The 18,015-nt window shown below is 70.5% G+C and carries 16 protein-coding genes; 13 read left to right on the plus strand and 3 right to left on the minus strand.

Translation table 11 applies throughout. The annotated features are described in order from the left end of the window. Positions 1-204: 204 nt before the first annotated feature. From QIT00_RS30965 to QIT00_RS31010, 10 genes are all read left to right on the plus strand, one after another. On the plus strand, positions 205-864 hold the full coding sequence (locus QIT00_RS30965) for an NUDIX hydrolase (protein ID WP_282538767.1): 660 nt from the start codon (positions 205-207) through the stop codon (positions 862-864). Then, on the plus strand, positions 861-1,277 hold the full coding sequence (locus tag QIT00_RS30970; RefSeq protein WP_282538768.1) for an NUDIX hydrolase: 417 nt from the start codon (positions 861-863) through the stop codon (positions 1,275-1,277). The genes QIT00_RS30965 and QIT00_RS30970 overlap by 4 nt, the downstream gene beginning before the upstream one ends. A 347-nt stretch (positions 1,278-1,624) precedes the next feature. Beyond that, positions 1,625-2,209: an NADPH-dependent FMN reductase gene (locus tag QIT00_RS30975; RefSeq protein WP_282538769.1), complete on the plus strand. Its 585-nt coding sequence runs from the start codon at positions 1,625-1,627 to the stop codon at positions 2,207-2,209. 55 nt (positions 2,210-2,264) lie between these two features. Next, entirely contained in the window at positions 2,265-3,854 is a 1,590-nt protein-coding gene (locus QIT00_RS30980) for an MFS transporter (RefSeq protein WP_282538770.1), read from the plus strand. A gap of 220 nt (positions 3,855-4,074) precedes the next feature. Next, positions 4,075-5,292, plus strand: a complete 1,218-nt coding sequence (locus QIT00_RS30985; RefSeq protein WP_282538771.1) for a class I SAM-dependent methyltransferase — start codon at positions 4,075-4,077, stop codon at positions 5,290-5,292. Positions 5,293-5,325: 33 nt separating this feature from the next. Beyond that, complete coding sequence (locus QIT00_RS30990; protein ID WP_282538772.1) at positions 5,326-6,105, plus strand: SDR family oxidoreductase; 780 nt, start codon at positions 5,326-5,328, stop codon at positions 6,103-6,105. A gap of 33 nt (positions 6,106-6,138) precedes the next feature. Then, on the plus strand, positions 6,139-7,494 hold the full coding sequence (locus QIT00_RS30995) for an FAD-dependent oxidoreductase (RefSeq protein WP_282538773.1): 1,356 nt from the start codon (positions 6,139-6,141) through the stop codon (positions 7,492-7,494). 6 nt (positions 7,495-7,500) lie between these two features. Continuing rightward, on the plus strand, positions 7,501-8,607 hold the full coding sequence (locus QIT00_RS31000; RefSeq protein ID WP_282538774.1) for a nucleotide disphospho-sugar-binding domain-containing protein: 1,107 nt from the start codon (positions 7,501-7,503) through the stop codon (positions 8,605-8,607). A 33-nt stretch (positions 8,608-8,640) separates the two neighbouring features. Further along, a complete protein-coding gene (locus tag QIT00_RS31005) occupies positions 8,641-9,219 on the plus strand; it encodes a dTDP-4-dehydrorhamnose 3,5-epimerase family protein (protein ID WP_282538775.1) in 579 nt (192 codons plus the stop codon). Beyond that, on the plus strand, positions 9,216-10,181 hold the full coding sequence (locus QIT00_RS31010; protein ID WP_282538776.1) for a Gfo/Idh/MocA family protein: 966 nt from the start codon (positions 9,216-9,218) through the stop codon (positions 10,179-10,181). The genes QIT00_RS31005 and QIT00_RS31010 overlap by 4 nt, the downstream gene beginning before the upstream one ends. A gap of 111 nt (positions 10,182-10,292) precedes the next feature. Here QIT00_RS31010 and QIT00_RS31015 read toward each other — a convergent pair whose 3' ends face one another. Both QIT00_RS31015 and QIT00_RS31020 read right to left on the minus strand, forming a co-directional pair. Beyond that, positions 10,293-11,231, minus strand: a complete 939-nt coding sequence (locus QIT00_RS31015; RefSeq protein ID WP_282538777.1) for an oxygenase MpaB family protein — start codon at positions 11,229-11,231, stop codon at positions 10,293-10,295. A 104-nt stretch (positions 11,232-11,335) separates the two neighbouring features. Then, the gene (locus QIT00_RS31020) at positions 11,336-12,895 is read right to left on the minus strand and encodes a class I adenylate-forming enzyme family protein (RefSeq protein WP_282538778.1); all 1,560 of its coding nucleotides are present in this window, start codon (positions 12,893-12,895) and stop codon (positions 11,336-11,338) included. Between the two features lie 278 nt (positions 12,896-13,173). Here QIT00_RS31020 and QIT00_RS31025 point away from each other — a divergent pair, with 278 nt between their 5' ends. Then, positions 13,174-14,790, plus strand: a complete 1,617-nt coding sequence (locus tag QIT00_RS31025) for an FAD-binding oxidoreductase (protein ID WP_282538782.1) — start codon at positions 13,174-13,176, stop codon at positions 14,788-14,790. A 64-nt stretch (positions 14,791-14,854) separates the two neighbouring features. Here QIT00_RS31025 and QIT00_RS31030 read toward each other — a convergent pair whose 3' ends face one another. Beyond that, on the minus strand, positions 14,855-15,778 hold the full coding sequence (locus tag QIT00_RS31030; RefSeq protein ID WP_282538779.1) for an LLM class flavin-dependent oxidoreductase: 924 nt from the start codon (positions 15,776-15,778) through the stop codon (positions 14,855-14,857). A gap of 280 nt (positions 15,779-16,058) precedes the next feature. Between QIT00_RS31030 and QIT00_RS31035 the strand changes: the two genes are divergently transcribed. Both QIT00_RS31035 and QIT00_RS31040 read left to right on the plus strand, forming a co-directional pair. Next, the gene (locus QIT00_RS31035; RefSeq protein WP_282538780.1) at positions 16,059-16,964 is read left to right on the plus strand and encodes a 4-(cytidine 5'-diphospho)-2-C-methyl-D-erythritol kinase; all 906 of its coding nucleotides are present in this window, start codon (positions 16,059-16,061) and stop codon (positions 16,962-16,964) included. 55 nt (positions 16,965-17,019) lie between these two features. Then, positions 17,020-18,015, plus strand: a 996-nt coding sequence (locus QIT00_RS31040; RefSeq protein WP_282538781.1) for a 2-oxoacid:acceptor oxidoreductase family protein, incomplete at its 3' end; no start/stop codon positions are given.

The raw sequence follows: 18,015 nt of genomic DNA on the forward strand, positions 1-18,015 counted from the left end.
AGAATCTCCCTGTGGTCGTCTGGCACTTTCGCGCCTCTCTTGCGCCTCCCAGGGACAGAGCCTTCAGCGGGTGATTTCCTGGCCTCTGGGTGACTCCGATTCTTCCGGGGCCCTTCTCGCGTGACCATGAAGTGCTAGTGCAGTGGGAGTGCACTTTCGGCGCGCGGATTCCTGCACCGGGGCGGCGACGTGCGGGGCAGTCTTGTGGACGTGATCGAGCGCTGGAGCGGCCGGTACGCCTGCCTGCTGCAGTCCGCCCTACGGCTCGGCAACGAACAGTTCGCCGCCCACCTGGGCATTGCCGTGAGGACTGTGGCCGCCTGGCACTCGGACGCGTCCGTCGTGCCACGCAGGGAGATGCAGCAACTCCTCGACACGGCATACGAGCAGGCCCCGCCGACAGCTCGACAGCGCTTCGCGCTCCTGCTGGCGAAGGAACAGGCCGCAGCGGACTCAACACCACCTGGAGCGCAGGCACTTCGAGTTGCCATCGCGGTGGTCGTCCGCGACGGCGATGTCCTCCTGGTATGCCGCCGGGACGACGACGCCGCCGGAATCACATGGCAGTTCCCGGCAGGGGTCATCAAGCCGGGAGGCAAGGCAGAGACCGCCACCGTGCGAGAGACCCTGGACGAGACGGGCGTTCACTGCGCGGTCCGTCAGCAACTCGGCAACCGACTTCACCCTGTGACCGGCGTGCTGTGCGAGTACTTCCTGTGCGAGTACCTGGCCGGAGAGGCCACCAACAGCGACGCGGCCGAGAACATCGACGTCATGTGGGTCCCCAGAAACGCAATGACCCGCTTCATCCCCGTCGATACGATCTTCCCACCCATCCTGGCTGCCCTGGAGGAGCACACGTGACGCAGCAGAACACGGACGAGCGGCCGGGCATCGCCGCCGCCATCGTCGTGCACGAGGGACGTGTACTGATGGTGCGCCGCCGGGTCAGCGAGGGGCAGCTCTCCTGGCAGTTCCCGGCCGGAGAGGTCGAGCCCGGCGAGGCCCGCGAGGACGCCGCCGTGCGCGAGACGAAGGAAGAGACCGGCCTGGACGTGGCCGCCGCCAAGCTCCTCGGCGAGCGCGTCCACCCGAAGACGGGCCGATTGATGTCGTACTCCGCCTGCGAGGTCGTCGCAGGCACGGCTTACGTTGCGGACACCGAGGAGTTGGCCGAGCTGGCATGGGTCTCCCACGGCGAGATCCCGCAGTACGTGCCGTACGGGCTGTTCGAGCCGGTGCAGGACTACCTCGACACCGCCCTGCCTTCCCAGTAGCCGAGAACTACAACCAAAACTGCAACCACACACGTCGAAGGGCCCCACCGCGAACGGTGGGGCCCTTCGACATCGTGCCCGGTGAGGCACTGGCGGAGGATACGAGATTCGAACTCGTGAGGGGGTTGCCCCCAAAACGCTTTCCAAGCGCCGGAGGGAGCGAGGAATCAGCCCGTCCGGCGTTTGAGGACGAGCGCCTCAGCACGACGGGGTTCGGGGCGGAGCCGAGAGCGGGGCCCGAGAGCGGGGCCCGAGAGCGACCGAGAGTGAACCGAGAGCGAGCCGGTGGCGGCACCGGGCACCGTCAGGCACAGAAGTCGAGCACCTGGAGGAGGGAACCCAACCCCATGCCCGAGCCGAAACTACGGGTCGCCGTCATCATCGGCAGCACCCGCAACGGCCGCTTCGGCCCCACACCGGCCGGCTGGATCGCGGCCGAGGCCGCCAAGCGCGACGACCTCGACATCGACGTCATCGACCTGGCCAAGGTCTGGCTTCCCGATGTGCTGCCCGCCGACGAACACGCCGAACGGCCCGCCGCCGTACAGGACTTGGCGCCCTGGCTGAGCCGCGCCGACGCGTTCGTCGTCGTCACGCCGGAGTACAACCACAGCTTCCCGGCGTCGCTGAAGAACGCCATCGACTGGTACGTGGACGAGTGGAAGGCGAAGCCGGTCGCGTTCGTCTCCTACGGCGGCATCGCCGGCGGCCTGCGCTCCGTGGCCCACCTGCGGGAGATCTTCCCCGGGCTGCACGCCGTCACCGTCCGCGACTCCGTCGCCTTCCCCGAGTACTGGAACCGCTTCGACGACGACGGCCGCCCGACCCACGCCACGGAGTGCGAGGCCGCCGCCAAGACCATGCTCGACCAACTGACGTGGTGGGGCCGCACACTTCGCGCCGCGCGGGCCGAACACCCGTATCCCGGCTGACGCTTCCGCTCCCCGCTCCGTGCCCGCCAAGGCGCCGACCCTGGAAGGAAACCCCATGTCAACGAATGTCTCCCCGGCCGTGCCGGCGAAGGCAGGGACCCGCGAGTGGCTGGGCCTCGCCGTCCTCGCGCTGCCCACGCTGCTGCTGTCGCTCGACCAGAGCGTGCTCTTCCTCGCCCTGCCGCACCTCGCCGAGTCCCTGGCGCCCACCGGCACCCAGACGCTGTGGATCATGGACGTCTACGGATTCATGATCGCCGGCTTCCTGGTCACCATGGGCACCCTCGGCGACCGCATCGGCCGCCGCAAACTCCTGCTGATCGGCGCCCTGTTCGTCGGCGCCACCTCGCTGATCGCCGCGTACTCGACCAGCTCCGAGATGCTGATCGCCAGCCGCGCCCTGCTCGGTGTCGCCGCGGCCACCCTGATGCCGTCCACGCTCGCCCTGATCAGCAACATGTTCCAGGACCCGGGCCAGCGCGGCCGGGCCATCGCGGTCTGGGCCAGCTGCTTCATGGCGGGCACCGCACTCGGCCCGGTCATCGGCGGTGTGATGCTCGACCAGTTCTGGTGGGGCTCGGTCTTCCTGCTCGGCGTGCCCGTCACGCTGATCCTGCTGATCGCGGGCCCGATCCTGCTGCCCGAGTACAAGGACCCGAACGCCGGGAAGATCGACCTGATCAGCGTCGGGCTCTCGCTCGCCACCATCCTGCCGGTCATCTTCGGCCTCAAGGAGGTCGCCCGGTACGGCTGGGAGCCGGTCCCGCTGCTCGCCATCGCGGTCGGCGTGCTCGTCGGTGTGCTCTTCGTCCGCCGCCAGAACCACCTGGAGCACCCGCTGCTCGACCTGCGGCTGTTCCGCTCCGGCGCGTTCACCTCGTCGCTGCTCATCCTGATGCTGGCGATGGCCACCATGGGCGGCAGCTACCTGTTCATCACCGGCTCCCTGCAGATGGTCGAGGGGCTCTCGCCCACCGCCGCCGGCATGTGGATGGTGCCCTCGGCGGTCGCCTCCATCGTCGCCGCGATGATCGCTCCGACCCTCACCAAGCGGCTCCCGATGGGCGTGGTCATCGGTGCGGGCCTCGGCCTCACCACCGTCGGCTACCTCCTGGTGGCCTTCGTCGACCCGGTCGGCGGACTCCCGCTCCTCGTCACCGGCTTCGTCGTCGCCTTCTTCGGTACGGGCCCGATCGGCGCCCTCGGCACCAACCTCGTGGTGAGCTCCGCGCCGCCGGAGAAGGGCGGTTCGGCCGCCTCGCTCTCCGAGACCAGCGGCGAGTTCGGCGTCTCGCTCGGCGTCGCGGCACTCGGCAGCCTCGGCACCGCCCTCTACCGCGGCGACGTCACCGTCCCCGAGGGCGTGCCCGCCGACGCCGCCGAGACGGTCCGCGGCGGCATGGAGGGCGCCGTCGTCGTCGCCCAGCAACTGCCCGGCGAACTCGGCGAGAAGGTGCTGAGCGCGGCCCGCGACGCCTACACCAGCGGCCTCAACACCGTCGCCGTCGTCTGCGCCTCGCTCATCGCCGTCACGGCCGTGCTCGCCGTCACGCTGCTGCGCAAGGTCGGCGCCGGTGAGCAGCCGCAGGGCGAGGAGCCGGAGCCCGCGAAGGACGCGGAAGGCTCGCTCGCGAGCAGCTCCTGATCCGTACGCGGCCGAGGCCGGGCCCCGCACCCCAAGCCGGTGCGGGGCCCGCCCCGTTCGGGCCGCGTGGCGTACCCGGCGCCGCCGGACCTGACACATGACCTGGACCTTTCATGGACCGTTCGCGTCGACGCCGACAGCATCGGACTGTCCGCCCGTCCGCCCGTCCGCCCTGGCACACCAACGCCTGCCTGCCCACGAACCGCAAAGGGGTTCCTTCATGGTCCAATGCCGAATCTGCGGCGGCTCGGTCGACGAATTCTTCGACTTCGGCCGACAGCCCGTATCCGACTCCTTCGTGACACCGCAGACGGCGGGCAGTGAGTTCTTCTTCCGGCTGGCCGCGGGCATCTGCACGGAATGCACGATGGTGCAGCTCACCGAGGAAGTGCCGCGCGAGCAGATGTTCCACGAGGACTACCCGTACCGCTCCGCCGGCTCGGCCGTCATGCACGAGCACTTCGAGAAGTACGCGCACCAGCTGCTGCAGAGCGAACTCTCCGGCGACGACCCGTTCATCGTCGAGATCGGCTCCAACGACGGGACGATGCTCAAGACCATCGGCAAGGCAGGCGTACGCCACCTCGGCGTCGACCCCTCCGCCCAGGTCGGGGAGTTCGCCAAGGAGGAGGGCGTGCGGGTGCGCACCGACTTCTTCGAGGAGCGCAGCGCCCGTGAGATCGCCGCGGCCGACGGCCCCGCCGACGTCATCTTCTCCGCGAACACCACCAGCCACATCGCGTACATCGACTCGGTGTTCCGGGGCGCGGACGCGGTGCTCGCCCCGGACGGCGTCTTCGTCATCGAGGACCGCTACCTCGCCTCGATCATGGCCCAGAACGCCTTCGACCAGATCTACGACGAGCACTACTACCTGCTCTCCGTGACCTCCGTGCGCAACATGGCCGCCCGCTTCGGCTTCGAACTCGTCGACGTGGAACCGCTCTCCGTGCACGGCGGCTCGATGCGCTACACCATCGCCCGGCCCGGCCGCCGCACCGTGTCCGGCGCCGTCACCGAGCACGTCGAGAGCGAGCGCGCGGCGGGCCTCGCCCGCCCGGAGACGTACCACCGCTTCGCACGGCAGGTGAAGGAGAGCTGCGCCAAGCTCGTGGAACTCCTCACCGAACTGCGCGAGCAGGGCCACTCGGTCGTCGGGTACGGGGCGACCGCGAAGAGCGCCACCGTCATCAACTACTGCGGTATCGGCCCGGACCTCGTGCCGTTCATCTGCGACAGCACCCCCGCCAAGCAGGGCCGGCTCGCACCGGGCACCCACATCCCCGTACGGCCGTCCGCGGAGTTCTCAAAGCCCTACCCCGACTACGCCCTGCTGTTCGCCTGGAACCACGCCGAGGAAATCATGGCGAAGGAACAGGAATTCCGGGCCGCGGGCGGCAAATGGATCCTCTACGTGCCCGACGTCCACGTCGTCTGACACCCCCATCCGTACTCCAACCCGGAAGGTCCCATGAACACGTACGCGGGAAAGAAGGCCGTGGTCACCGGTGGCACGCATGGCATCGGCATGGCCGTCGTGAAGCAGCTCCTCGACGGCGGCGCCGAGGTCCTCCTCACCGGCCTCAACGAGGAGAACATCGAGAAGGCCCGCGCCGAACTCGGCCCGCGCGCCCACGTGTTGCGCTCCGACGCCGCGAGCCTCAGCGACATCGACGCCCTCGGCAAAACCGTCGAGACCACCCTCGGCGAGGTCGACTTCGTCTTCGTCAACGTCGGCTACATCAAGTTCGGCTCCCTCGGCCAGGTGACCGAGGAGACCTACGACCGGATGTTCGACACCAACACCAAGGGCGCCTTCTTCACCGCGCAGCGGCTCGCGCCCCTCGTCAAGGACGGCGGCTCCTTCGTCTTCACCACCGCCGTCGCCGTCGGCATGGGCTTCGTCGCCACCAGCGTCGGCACCGGCATGAAGTCGGCCATCCGCGCCTTCTCCAAGGTGTTCGCCTCCGAGCTGCTGCCGCGCCGCATCCGCGTCAACACGGTCAGCCCCGGCTTCATCGACACCCCGACGATGGGCCTCTCGGACGGCTCCGAGGAACTGCGCGCCGCCAACATCAAGGAGGGCGTCGAGCTGACCCCGATGCGCCGCTTCGGTGCCGCCGACGAGGTCGCCGGCGCCGTCCTCTTCCTCGGCTTCGACGCCACCTTCACCACCGGCGTCGACCTGCCCGTCGACGGCGGCCTCGGCCAGGCCCTGGAGTGGCCGCACGACGAGATCGTCGAACACTGACCCCGGCCCCGACCAGCAGACAGAGGTGGCGCGATGACCAGTCGCACGCAACGCACACGAGTCGCGGTGATCGGCGGCGGCATGGCCGGCTCCGCGGCCGCCCGCCAACTGCTCCGCGGCGGCCGTGACGTCGTCGTCTACGAGACGGCCGACGGACTCGGCGGCCGGGCCCGCTCCTGGCACCGCCCGGAGATCGAGCCCGACGTCGGCATCAACCTGATGTACGTCAGCTTCTACAAGCTGATGACCCAGCTCATAAAGGAGTACGGCCTGGAAGACGAGCTGGTCAAGATCTCCAGCAACGTCTGGATCTCCGACCACGGCAAGACCGTCCCGCTCTCCTCCGACTCGCCGCTCAGCCTGCTCACGTACCAGCACGTGGGTCTGCGCGACCGGATCAGGTTCCTGCTCAGCACGCTCGCCCAGGTCGGCCGCAAGAAGCAGCTCGACCTGTTCGACCCGGTGAAGTCCGCCCCGTTCGACGACGGGCAGAGCGCCACCGACTGGGGCTACCGGCAGGTCTCCAGGCGCGGCTTCGACTTCCTGCTCCGCCCGCAGATCGAGGGCTTCTGGAACTTCGCCTGCGAGGAGATCTCCGCCGTCCACGCCCGCGCCCTGCTCGCCTGGATGGGCGGCTCCGGCTTCTACGTGCTCCGGAACGGCATGGAGATCCTCGCCGAGAAGAACGCCGAGGGCGCCGACATCCGGCTCTCCCACGAGGTCACCGCCGTGCAGCCGGACGGCGCCGGTGTCAGCATCACCGCCGTCGGCCCCGACGGCGCCCCCGTCACCGAGGAGTTCGACCAGGTCGTCGTCGCCACACCCGCGCCGATCGCCGCGAAGCTCGTCGCCGCCCTGCCCGAGCAGACCGTGGGCGCCGAGACCCGCTCGTTCCTGGAGACGCAGGCCTACGAGCCGGCGCTGTCCGTCTCGTTCCTGGTCGACGCGGGCGTCCTGCCCGCCGAGGCGCACATCGTCGCGGGCGGCCCCGAGGACCCGCCACTGCGCAACATGATCACCTACCCGCGCACGGTGCGGGACGAGGCGGGCAACCCCGTCGAGAAGCTCCTCGTGTTCGCCTACCCCGGCCGCGCCAACACCCGCCGCCTCCTGGGCCGTTCACCCGAGGAGCAGTTCGCCGAGGTCACGCAGCTGCTGCCGACGCTGTGGCCGGACTTCCCGGTGGAGCGCGCCGAACCCTTCCAGATCGCCGAGCGGCCCTACGGCTTCCCGATCCCCGCCCCCGGCCGCTACCGCCGCTCCGTGCGCGTACTTCAGGAGCAGCGCGCCCCGGTCGTGTTCGCCGGCGACTACTTCAACTCACCCACGACGGAAGCCGCGATGCTCTCGGGAATCCGGGCCGCCGCGGCGCTCACGAAGGCAGGCTGAGGCCCCATGAAGGTCCTGTTCATCCCCGGAAACAGCCCGTACCCGATCTTCTCCCACGCCCCGCTCGCCTCGGCCGCCCGCAATGCGGGACACCAGGTCATGATGGGCGGCATCGACTGGGTGCTGCCCAACATCGCCAGTGTCGGACTGCCCGCCGTGCAGATCTCCCCCGTGTCGATGGAGGAGGTCAGCGCCTTCATGGGCGCCATGCCGGACAACCCGGCCGACCAGCTCAAGGCCGTCGGCCGGGTCTACGCCGAGATCGCCGTGGACAGCCTGGAGCGCCTCCTCGCCCTCGCCGACCACTGGCGGCCCGACGTCGTCGTCGGCGGCGGCATGTTCTACACCGCGCCGCTCCTCGCCCACCACCTGGGCATCCCCAGCGTCCGCCTGGAGTGGGACCGCATCGACTCCCGTACGTACGACCCGGGCGCCGAACCCGTACTGGCGCCCGTCCTGGCCGAGTTGGGCCTCGACAAGGTCCCGGACCCCGACCTGTGGCTCGATGTCTGCCCGCCCAGCCTGCGGCCCGACGACGCGGTGCCCGCCAAGCCGATGCGCTGGGTGCCCGGCAACCCGCAGAAGCCCCTGGAGCCCTGGATGTACACCAAGGGCGAGCGGCCCCGTGTCTACATCACCGCCGGCACCCGCCTGTTCAGCGGCGAGGGGCTGCGCGACATGGCCCGCAGCATCGACCGGCTCGGCGCGGAGGTCGTCGTCGGCGCCCCCGAGAACGTCGCCGCCGAACTCCGGGGCGAACTGCCCGGTGTGCACGTCGGCTGGGTGCCCCTCGACGTGCTCGCCCCCACCTGCGACGTGATCATCCACCACGGTGGCGGCGGCACCGACATGACCTCCCTGAACGCCGGTGTGCCGCAGCTGATCGCGCACCCCGAGTACCCCACGGCCGCCACCCGCCAGGTCGTCGACTTCGGCGCCGCGCTCCTGGTCGAGTCGGGCGGCCACGAGGAGGTCAACGCCGCCTGCGAGCAGCTCCTGAACGACCCCTCGTACCGGGAGCGGGCCCAGTCCGTGTCCAAGGAGATGGCGGCACTTCCGCCCGCCCACGAGATCGTCGCCGACCTGGAGCGGCTCGTCGCCGCCCGCGGCTGACCTCCGCCCGCAACAGACAGAGAGGAGAACGCGGTGCGCATCGCCGCGACGGCGATCCCCGGGGCCTATCTCGTCACCCCCGAGCAACTGCCGGACGAGCGCGGGGCCTTCTGGGAGGGCATGCGCGCCGACAAGCTGGAGAAGGTGCTCGGTGAGCCGTTCGTGCCCCGGCAGATCAGCTACTCCGTGTCCCGCCGCAACACCCTGCGCGGGATCCACACGGTGGCGATCCCGCCGGGCCAGGCCAAGTACGTCAGCTGCGTACGCGGCGCGCTGCGCGACGTCATCGTCGACCTGCGCATCGGCTCACCCGCCTTCGGCCGGCACCACGTCTGCGAGCTCGACGCCGCCTCGGGCCGCGCCCTGTACATCCCCGAGGGCGTCGGCCACGGCTTCCTCACCCTCGACGACGACACCTGCATCAGCTACGTCATGTCGACGGTGTACGCGCCCGGCACGCAGATCGACATCGACCCCTTCGACCCCGGACTCGCCCTCCCCTGGGGGTTCACCGAGCCACCCCTGATGTCACCGAAGGACCGTGCGGCCCCCGGCCTCGCCGAGACCGCGGCCGCCGGGGTGCTGCCGCGCTGGAACGAGGAGAAGCCGTGACCGACGTCGTCCGCGTCGGCGTCCTGGGCTGCGCCGAGATCGCCCGCCGCAGAATGCTGCCCGCCCTCGACCGCTGCCCGGACACCCGCGTCACCGCGGTCGCCTCCCGGGACCCCGCGCGCGCCGCCGCGACCGCCGAGCCGTACGGGGCGCGCGTCCTGCCCGGCTACGCCGCGCTCCTCGCCGCCCCGGACGTCGACGCGGTGTACGTCCCGCTGCCGCTCGCCCTGCACGCCGAGTGGACCGAGGCGGCGCTGCGCGCCGGCAAGCACGTCCTGGCCGAGAAGCCGCTGACCGCCGACGCGGACCGGACCGCCGAGCTGTGCGCCCTCGCCCGCGCCCGCGGCCTCGCCCTGATGGAGAACGTCATGTTCGTCCACCACGGCCAGCACACCCGCGTACGGCAGCTCGTCGCGGACGGCGCCCTCGGTGAACTGCGCTCCTTCCGGGCGGAGTTCACCGTGCCGAGGCGCCCGGAGGGCGACATCCGGCTGAGCCCGGAGCTGGGCGGCGGCGCCCTGTGGGACACCGGCGTCTACCCGCTGCGGGCCGCCCAGCACCTCCTCGGCCCGGACCTCGCCGTCGTCGGCGCCGTCGCCGCGGCCACGTCCGGCTCGGCCGTCGACACCGCGGGCTCCGCGCTGCTGCGGCGTACGACGGACGGGGTCGCCGCGCACGTCTCCTGGGGCCTCGACCACGCCTACCGCAGCGGCTACGAGCTCACCGGCAGCGCCGGCCGCCTCACCCTCGACATGGCGTTCACCCCGCCCGCGGGCCACCGCCCCGTCGTCCACCTGCACGACGCCTCGGGCAGCCGGGAGTACGTCCTGGAGGCCGAGGACCAAGTGGCGAACACGGTCGCGGAGTTCGCGGCGGCGGTACGGCGCGGGACCGCACCGCAAGCGGACACGCTGGCCCAGGCCCGGCTGCTCGCAGACGTCCGCCGCGCCGCCACGATCTGACGGCCCGCACACGCTCCGACGGCCGCACGCCGTCCCTTACAGCCTGCACACGAGTGAGCGGTGCACGGCCCCCGTCCCCGGGCCGTGCACCGCTCGGTTCGTGTGCGGGCCTCAGCCCGCGCTGGGGGCGCCCACCGTGTGCTCCGGGCCCAGCTCCTCGATCTTGTACTCGCCGCGCGGGAAGCTCGGCGTCGGCAGCGGGTCGGGGTACGCGGCCTCCTCCCGCGGCGGCTGCCGGCGCACGTACGCCGCCCGTGCCCGCAGTGCGACCCCCACCGTGAACTCAAGCAGACGCGAGGGCTCGGACACGCCGAACGCCTTGCGCATGTGCGGGGTGAGGAGCGCCGGCAGCGCCGCGGCCGCCACCTTGCGGCCCAGCGGACGCAGCCGCTCCGGCAGCCAGCCCGCCATGGGCTCGATCACCGTGTTCCGCAGCACCTGCCACAGCGTCACGGCCTCCGGCGAGTACGCGAAGTGCTCCTCCACGTAGGCGTCGTGGAACCGGGCGAACTCCTCGTACGAGCCGGGGATGTCCTTCAGGCCCATGAACTCGCCCTGTTCCCGCATGTGCAGATAGGCCGCCGTGCGCTCCTGGTCGGTCAGCGGCCGCCAGCCCCAGCGGTCCACCCAGCGGATCTGCACGAGCATGCTGGTGGCGAGCACGAACAGATACTCGTCGTTGCTGATGCTCCACCGCTGCTTGTCGTCGCTGATGTGCCGGACCGCGTTCTTGTGGATGCGGTTCATCTGCCGTACGGCGGCCCGGCCCCGCTCGTCCTTGAAGCCGCGCCGCACCATCTCCAGGCTGATCAGCGCGAAGTGCTCCAGACGCCGCTGCGTGTTCTCCGTCAACTCCCCGGTACGTACGAGGAGTTGGGCCATGTGGGGCGGGGCGACGCTGTTGCAGAACGCGAGCGCGCCCGCGACGCTGAAGTCCCACGGGAACTCGTAGCCCATGTCGAGCCACCAGATGCGGCTGTACTCCTCCTTGACGTCCATGCCCTGGATCTCGCGCAGTCGGGCATCACGCTTCTGCCTGTCCCTGGCCATGCCGCGGCTCTCCTCTCACCGGTACACCTCGGATCGCCACGCCGGCCGAACGCCCCTGCCGCGCAGCGCTGTTCACACCCGAACGGGCCCGCGCCCCCCGCCCGTCAGCCCTGTTCCTGCAGCTGCTTCAGCAGCTCAAGCCGCTTGATCTTGGTGGTGGCGGTCTGCGGCAGGTCCTCCAGGCGCCACTGCACCGGATCCGCCAGCGGCGGCAGGTCCGCGACCGCGGCTCGCCAGGCCGCCGCGTCGAGCGGCTTGTCCCCGCGGGTCGCCACCACCGGCACCGCTCGCCCGTCCGGGCCCGGCACGATGATGGCCTCGGTCAGCTCCGGCAGCCTGCCGAAAAGCTTGTCCTCGATCTCCAGGGTGGAGTCGATGCCGGGGATCTCGTCGACCTCACGGTCGAGCAGATGCAGGCAGCCCCACTTCGTGCGGTAGCCCACGTCACCCATGCGCCACCAGCCGTCATGGACCTGCTTCTCCCACCGCCCGTGCTCCCCGAGATAGGTGACGATCCGTCCATCGCTCCTCACCTCGATGAACCCCGGCGAGGACTTGCCCGGCGGACGGCCGTCCCGGCTCACCACCCGCACCCCGGTCATGCCGGGGAACGGCCGGCCGACACAGCGCCCCTCCGCCTCCGCGCCCCGCTTCGGGCTGTACGTGCGGCCCGCGATCGGGCCCACCTCGCTCTGCCCGTACATCTGGATGAACACCGCGCCGCGGCGGCGGGACGCGCCGAGCATCCGGTGCACCGTGCGCGGATGGATCGCGTCGAAGGTGGAGCTGAAGAACTTGACCTTCGCGAGCGGCCCGCGGGGATCGTCCGCCAGCTCCTCCCAGCGCATGAACGTGTTCGGGTGCGCCTCGATCAGCCCCGGTGGCACCTGCCGGAACAGCTCGCCCACGACCTCCGGCTCGTCCTCCCGCAGGATGATCACCGGGTGCCCTTGCAGGATCGAGATGGGCAGCGCGGTGAACATCCGCGAGTGCGCGAACGACACATGGATCGCGACGGGTTCGCTCGGCCCGACCAGCTTGGCGACGGTGCCCTGCGGACGGTACCGGGACTGGAACGTCCGGCCGGTGTGCACGGCCAGCTTCGGCACACCTGTCGTACCGGAGGTGTGCGTGATGAGCGTCGGGTGGTCCGGCGACATCCGCACCGGCTGTACGGGCGGGCTGCCCGCGAGGGAGGCAAGCTCGACCGCGCCCGCGTGGCTGCCGGACGTCAGCAGCAGCTTGCGGGCCAGGCCGAACACCTCGTCCGGCAGGTCCTGCTCCAGCTTGCCCTGATCGGTGATCAGGAACGGCATGTCCACCCGGCGCAGCAGTTCCGCCACGGTCGCCCCGTCGAGCTTCGGCGACAGCAGCACCGGCACCGCACCGATCCGGGCGGCCGAGCAGGCGAGCAGAGTGATGTCGAAGCCGTCGGTCTTGTGGATGACCACGCGTTCGCCGGTACGCAGGCCCGCCGCCCACAGCCGGGAGGCGAAGTCGGCGACGAGTCTGGCCACTTCGGTGAGCGTGAGGCGGGTGCCGTGCTCCGGGGCGATGTCCAGCTGGTGGTCGAGAATGAGGGGGCTCGCCGGATGCTTCGCCGCGGCCCGGTCGAACAGAGTGCCCAGGCGGATGCCCTTGTTCGCGATGCGCTGCAGAAACATGCAGATCCTCAAGGTCGAAGGGCCCTGCCCGTCCGGAAGCCGGACAGCGGGACTGTGCGGACACGCCCTAGTCGATGACGGAAGTCATGCGGAGAGCCTCGCAGCGCCGGGCACCGGCGCACAGAAACATCCCCCAGGGTTCGTCAACTCGCCTGGCTCAAGCCGTACTTGACAAACACGTGCGGTTTCTGTGTCAGCCCCATGAGGGTCACGGGCACTCTGGGCGCGCTCTGGAAACCGGACCGGACGAGCTCGCCGAAATGGAGCCGCACGTGACTATGTTGAACAGGAGACGGTTCATCGCCGGGACAGGTGCCGCTGTGGCCACCTCCGGCGCTGTCACCGCCCTCGGAACGGCACTGCCCGCGTCTGCCGCCCCCGCCGAGGCAGGCGGCGCCATCCCCACGGTGACCCCCGGCGACACCCGGTACGTCGACATGGTGTCGGGCATGAACGCCCGTCTCGTCGGCACCCCCGAGGCCGTCCGGCTGCCCGCCACCACCGACCAGGTCGTCCAGGTCGTGCGGGAGGCCGTCGAGGCCGACAAGCGGATCGTGGTCCGCAGCGGCGGACACTGCTTCGAAGACTTCGTATTCAACAAGGAAGCCCAGGTCATCGCCGACCTGAGGCTGATGAACAAGGTCGGCTACGACGAGCGGCGCCGCGCCTTCTACGTCGAGCCCGGCGCCACCCTCCTCGACATCTACGAGACCCTCCACAACGGCTGGGGCGTGACCATCCCGGGCGGCGGCTGCCACAGCGTCGGCGCGGGCGGCCACTTCGCCGGAGGCGGCTACGGCGTCCTCTCGCGCGCCCACGGCATCGTCATCGACCACATCTACGCCGCCGAGGTCGTCACCGTCGACCGCAAGGGCCGGGTCCGCGCCGTCGTCGCCACCCGCGAGAAGGACGACCCCAACCGCGACCTGCTGTGGGCCCTCGCCGGTGGCGGCGGCGGCAACTTCGGCATCGTCACCAAGTACTGGCTGCGCAGCCGCGGCGCGAGGGGCAATGACCCCGGCCGGCTGCTGCCCCAGCCCCCGGCCCGGGTCATCTACACCCAGGTCACCTGGCCCTGGGAGAAGATCACCGAGGCGGGCTTCACCAACCTGCTGCGCAAGTACAGCCAGTGGTCCAAGGCCAACGCCTCCCTCGACTCCGACTACCTGGACCTCGGGCACTGGCTGTTCCTCAACCACGTCTCGGCCGGAACACTGTTCATGGTGGCCCAGATCGACGCCACCCGGCCCGACGCGCAGAAGCGCATGAACGACTTCGTGGACTTCCTCAGCGACGCCATGGGCACCGAGCCGAACTGGCACGACTCCCAGAACCTGCCGTTCATGAAGGCCACCACCTACAGCACCACCGGCGGCGAGACCCTCAACAACCCGAACCTGCGCACCTTCCACAAGTCGGCGTTCCTGAAGGACGTCTTCCCGCAGCGCCAGATCGACGCGCTCTACAAGCATCTGACGCGCAAGGACTACGACAACGCCTACAGCTACATCGTGCTCGCCTCGGCCGGCGGCCGCATCAACGAGCTGGGCCCCACCGACACCCCGGCCCCGCACCGGGACTCGCACCTGGTGATGTTCTACGAGTCCTACTGGCACAAGGCCGACAAGGACGACAGCAACATCGCCTGGCTGCGCGACATCTACCGGGACGTGTACGCCGACACGGGCGGCGTTCCCGTACCCAACAACGTCACCGACGGCTGCTACATCAACTACCCGGACAACGACCTCGGCGACCCCGGCTTCAACACGTCGGACACGCCGTGGCACGCCCTCTACTACAAGGGCAACTACGCCAAGTTGCAGCGGGTCAAGGCGACTTGGGACCCGCGCAACGTCTTCCACCACAAGCAGTCGGTGCGCCTGCCGGACTAGAAATCGGAAACGGGAAGGGGCGGGGCGGGGAGAGATCCCCGCCCCGCCCCTTTCCCGTAGCCGCTCAACCCTCCAGCAGCGCCCGCGCCTCCGCGATCAGCTCCACTTGCTGCTGCCAGTCCCCGCCGTCCACCACCAGGTCCAGGTGGTCCGCACCGGCCTCCGCGTAGGCGGCGAACCGCTCGGCCGCCTGTTTCGGGCTGCCGCCGATCGGCACCAGCGGGGCGTCCTCCGGCGAGAGCCCGTACATGTCGACGAGGCTCTTCTCGAACGCGAGGCGCGCGGCCCGTACCGACTCGTCGTCGCCGAGGCCGGCGTGCAGCCACACCGTGGTGCTCGGCGCGGGCCTGCCCGCCTCGGCGGCGAGCTCCCGCAGCTTCGCCGTGCCGCGCGCGAGGGTCGCGGGCGGCACCATGGACGGCAGCCAGCCGTCGGCGTGCAGCGCGGCCCTGCGGATCGCGGCATCGGAGTTCCCGCCGATCAGTACCGGCGGCTTCGGCACGGCCGGCGCGAGCGTGAGCGCGGGTGCGCCCGGCACGTGCGGCAGGGGCGTCTCCGTACCGGCGAGGAGACCCGGCAGCAGACCGAGCTGCTCGACGAGACGGGCGTTGCGCCCCTGCGGGGTGGCGCCGACGGCCTGCCAGAACGGTGTGCCGGGCGCGCCGCCGGAGCCGACGCCGAGCACGACCCGGTTGCCGGACAGGTGCTGGAGCGTGCCGATCTGCGCGGCGGTCCAGGCGATGTCCCGCAGGGGCAGCACCATGACGCCGAACCGCAGCTCGATCCGCTCGGTGACGGCGGCCGCCGCCGCGAGCGCGGCCGTGGCCTCCAGGGCGGGTGTGCCGTTGCCCATGATGAAGTCGGACACGGACACGGAGTCCAGACCGGCTTGTTCGACGTGGCGGGCACCGGCCGCCAGACCCGGGAAGCCCTTCGGCGCCAGGTCGGCCATGGTGGGCAGGGAAATGCCGACTTTGATCGCAGACAAGACATCCTCCGGGTCGCACGACGATGAGAGCGCGCCACCGCCGGCACCGGAACCGAACCACCGGACGTGCCGGGGGAGTTCACGCGACGACGGGGGCCGTTGCAGCGTACTGAGGGAACCCGGCGTCCACCCGCCGCGCGCGGGACTATGTCACCTTGCCCGCCGCACGGCCGCCAGCCCCCCGGACCGCCCGTACGCTTGAGCCGCGTCCCGCACCGCGTCCGCGCCGAGGACGCGGCGCGGGACGCGTCAGAACACGGCGAACCGGGGGAGCGGGCCAGTGAGTGTGACGGTACGGGTGCCGGCGAAGGTCAATGTGCAGTTGGCGGTGGGCGGTGCCCGCGCGGACGGCTTCCACGACCTGGCCAACGTCTTCCTGGCGGTCGGCCTGTACGACGAGGTCACGGCGACGCCCGCCGATGAGCTGCGGGTGACGTGTTCGGGCCCGGACGCCCACCAAGTCCCGCTGGACCGCGGCAATCTGGCGGCGCGGGCGGCCCTCGCGCTCGTGGAACGGCACGGCGTGGCCCCCGACGTCCATCTGCACATCGCGAAGGACATCCCCGTCGCGGGCGGTATGGCGGGCGGCAGCGCCGACGCGGCGGGTGCGCTGGTGGCGTGCGACGCGCTGTGGGGGACGGGTGCCTCCCGGGGCGAACTCCTCGGCATCTGTGCCGAGTTGGGCAGTGACGTGCCGTTCAGCCTGGTCGGCGGGGCGGCGCTGGGTACGGGGCGGGGCGAGGTGCTGACGCCGCTGGAGGTGGGCGGCACGTTCCACTGGGTCTTCGCCCTCGCGGACGGCGGCCTCTCCACCCCGGCCGTGTACCGCGAGTTCGACCGCCTCTGGGAGGGCCACGAGGTTCCGGCCCCCGAGGCCTCCCCGGACCTGATCGAGGCCTTGCGGGCCGGTGACGGGGTCGCCCTGGCCGGCGTGCTGAGCAACGACCTGCAACCGGCGGCCCTGTCCCTCTTCCCCGCCCTGGAACGCACCCTCGCGGCGGGCACGGACGGCGGCGCTCTCGCGGCCCTCGTCTCCGGCTCGGGCCCGACCACCGCGTTCCTCGCCAAGGACGAGGAGTCGGCGCGGTCGGTGGCCGATGCGCTCCTGGCCTCGCGCACCTGCCGGGCGGTGCGGGTCACCAGCGGCCCCGCGCCCGGCGCCACGGTGCGGGCCCACGGAACCTGACGAAGCCCTCGGGGCTCCGTTGCCCGGCGCGGCGGCACCCCTTCAACTACCGGGTATGACAACCGCAGCCAAGGGCCCCGACGATCTCGCCCAGGGACAGAAACCGGTGCGCCGTCTGGACCGGGTGATCATCCGTTTTGCGGGTGACTCGGGTGACGGTATGCAGCTGACGGGTGACCGGTTCACGTCGGAGACGGCGTCGTTCGGTAATGACTTGTCGACGCTGCCGAATTTCCCGGCTGAGATCCGTGCTCCTGCCGGGACGTTGCCGGGTGTGTCGAGTTTCCAGTTGCATTTCGCGGATCATGACATTCTCACGCCGGGGGATGCGCCGAATGTGCTGGTGGCGATGAATCCGGCGGCGTTGAAGGCGAACATCGCGGATGTGCCCCGCGGCGCGGAGATCATCGTGAACACGGACGAGTTCACGAAGCGGGCGATGCAGAAGGTCGGGTACGCGGATTCCCCGCTTGAGGACGGTTCGCTGGAGGGGTATCGGGTGCATCCGGTGCCGTTGACGACGTTGACGGTGGAGGCGCTGAAGGAGTTCGAGCTGTCCCGTAAGGACGCGGGGCGCAGTAAGAACATGTTCGCGCTTGGGTTGTTGTCGTGGATGTATCACCGGCCGACGGAGGGCACGGAGAATTTCCTGAAGGCGAAGTTCGCGAAGAAGCCGGATATCGCGGCGGCGAACATCGCGGCGTTCCGTGCGGGCTGGAATTTCGGGGAGACGACGGAGGATTTCGCGGTCTCCTACGAGGTGGCGCCTGCGGCTGCGGCGTTCCCGACGGGCACGTACCGGAACATCTCGGGGAATCTGGCGCTGTCGTACGGGCTGGTGGCGGCGTCGCGGCAGGCGGATCTGCCGTTGTATCTGGGGTCGTATCCGATCACTCCGGCCTCGGACATTCTGCATGAGCTGAGCCGGCACAAGAATTTCGGTGTGCGTACGTTCCAGGCGGAGGACGAGATCGCGGGGATCGGCGCGGCGCTGGGTGCGGCTTTTGGCGGGTCGCTTGCGGTGACGACGACGTCCGGGCCGGGCGTGGCG

The sequence above is a fragment of the Streptomyces luteolus genome, assembly GCF_029968015.1.
Classification (GTDB): Bacteria; Actinomycetota; Actinomycetes; order Streptomycetales; family Streptomycetaceae; genus Streptomyces; species Streptomyces luteolus.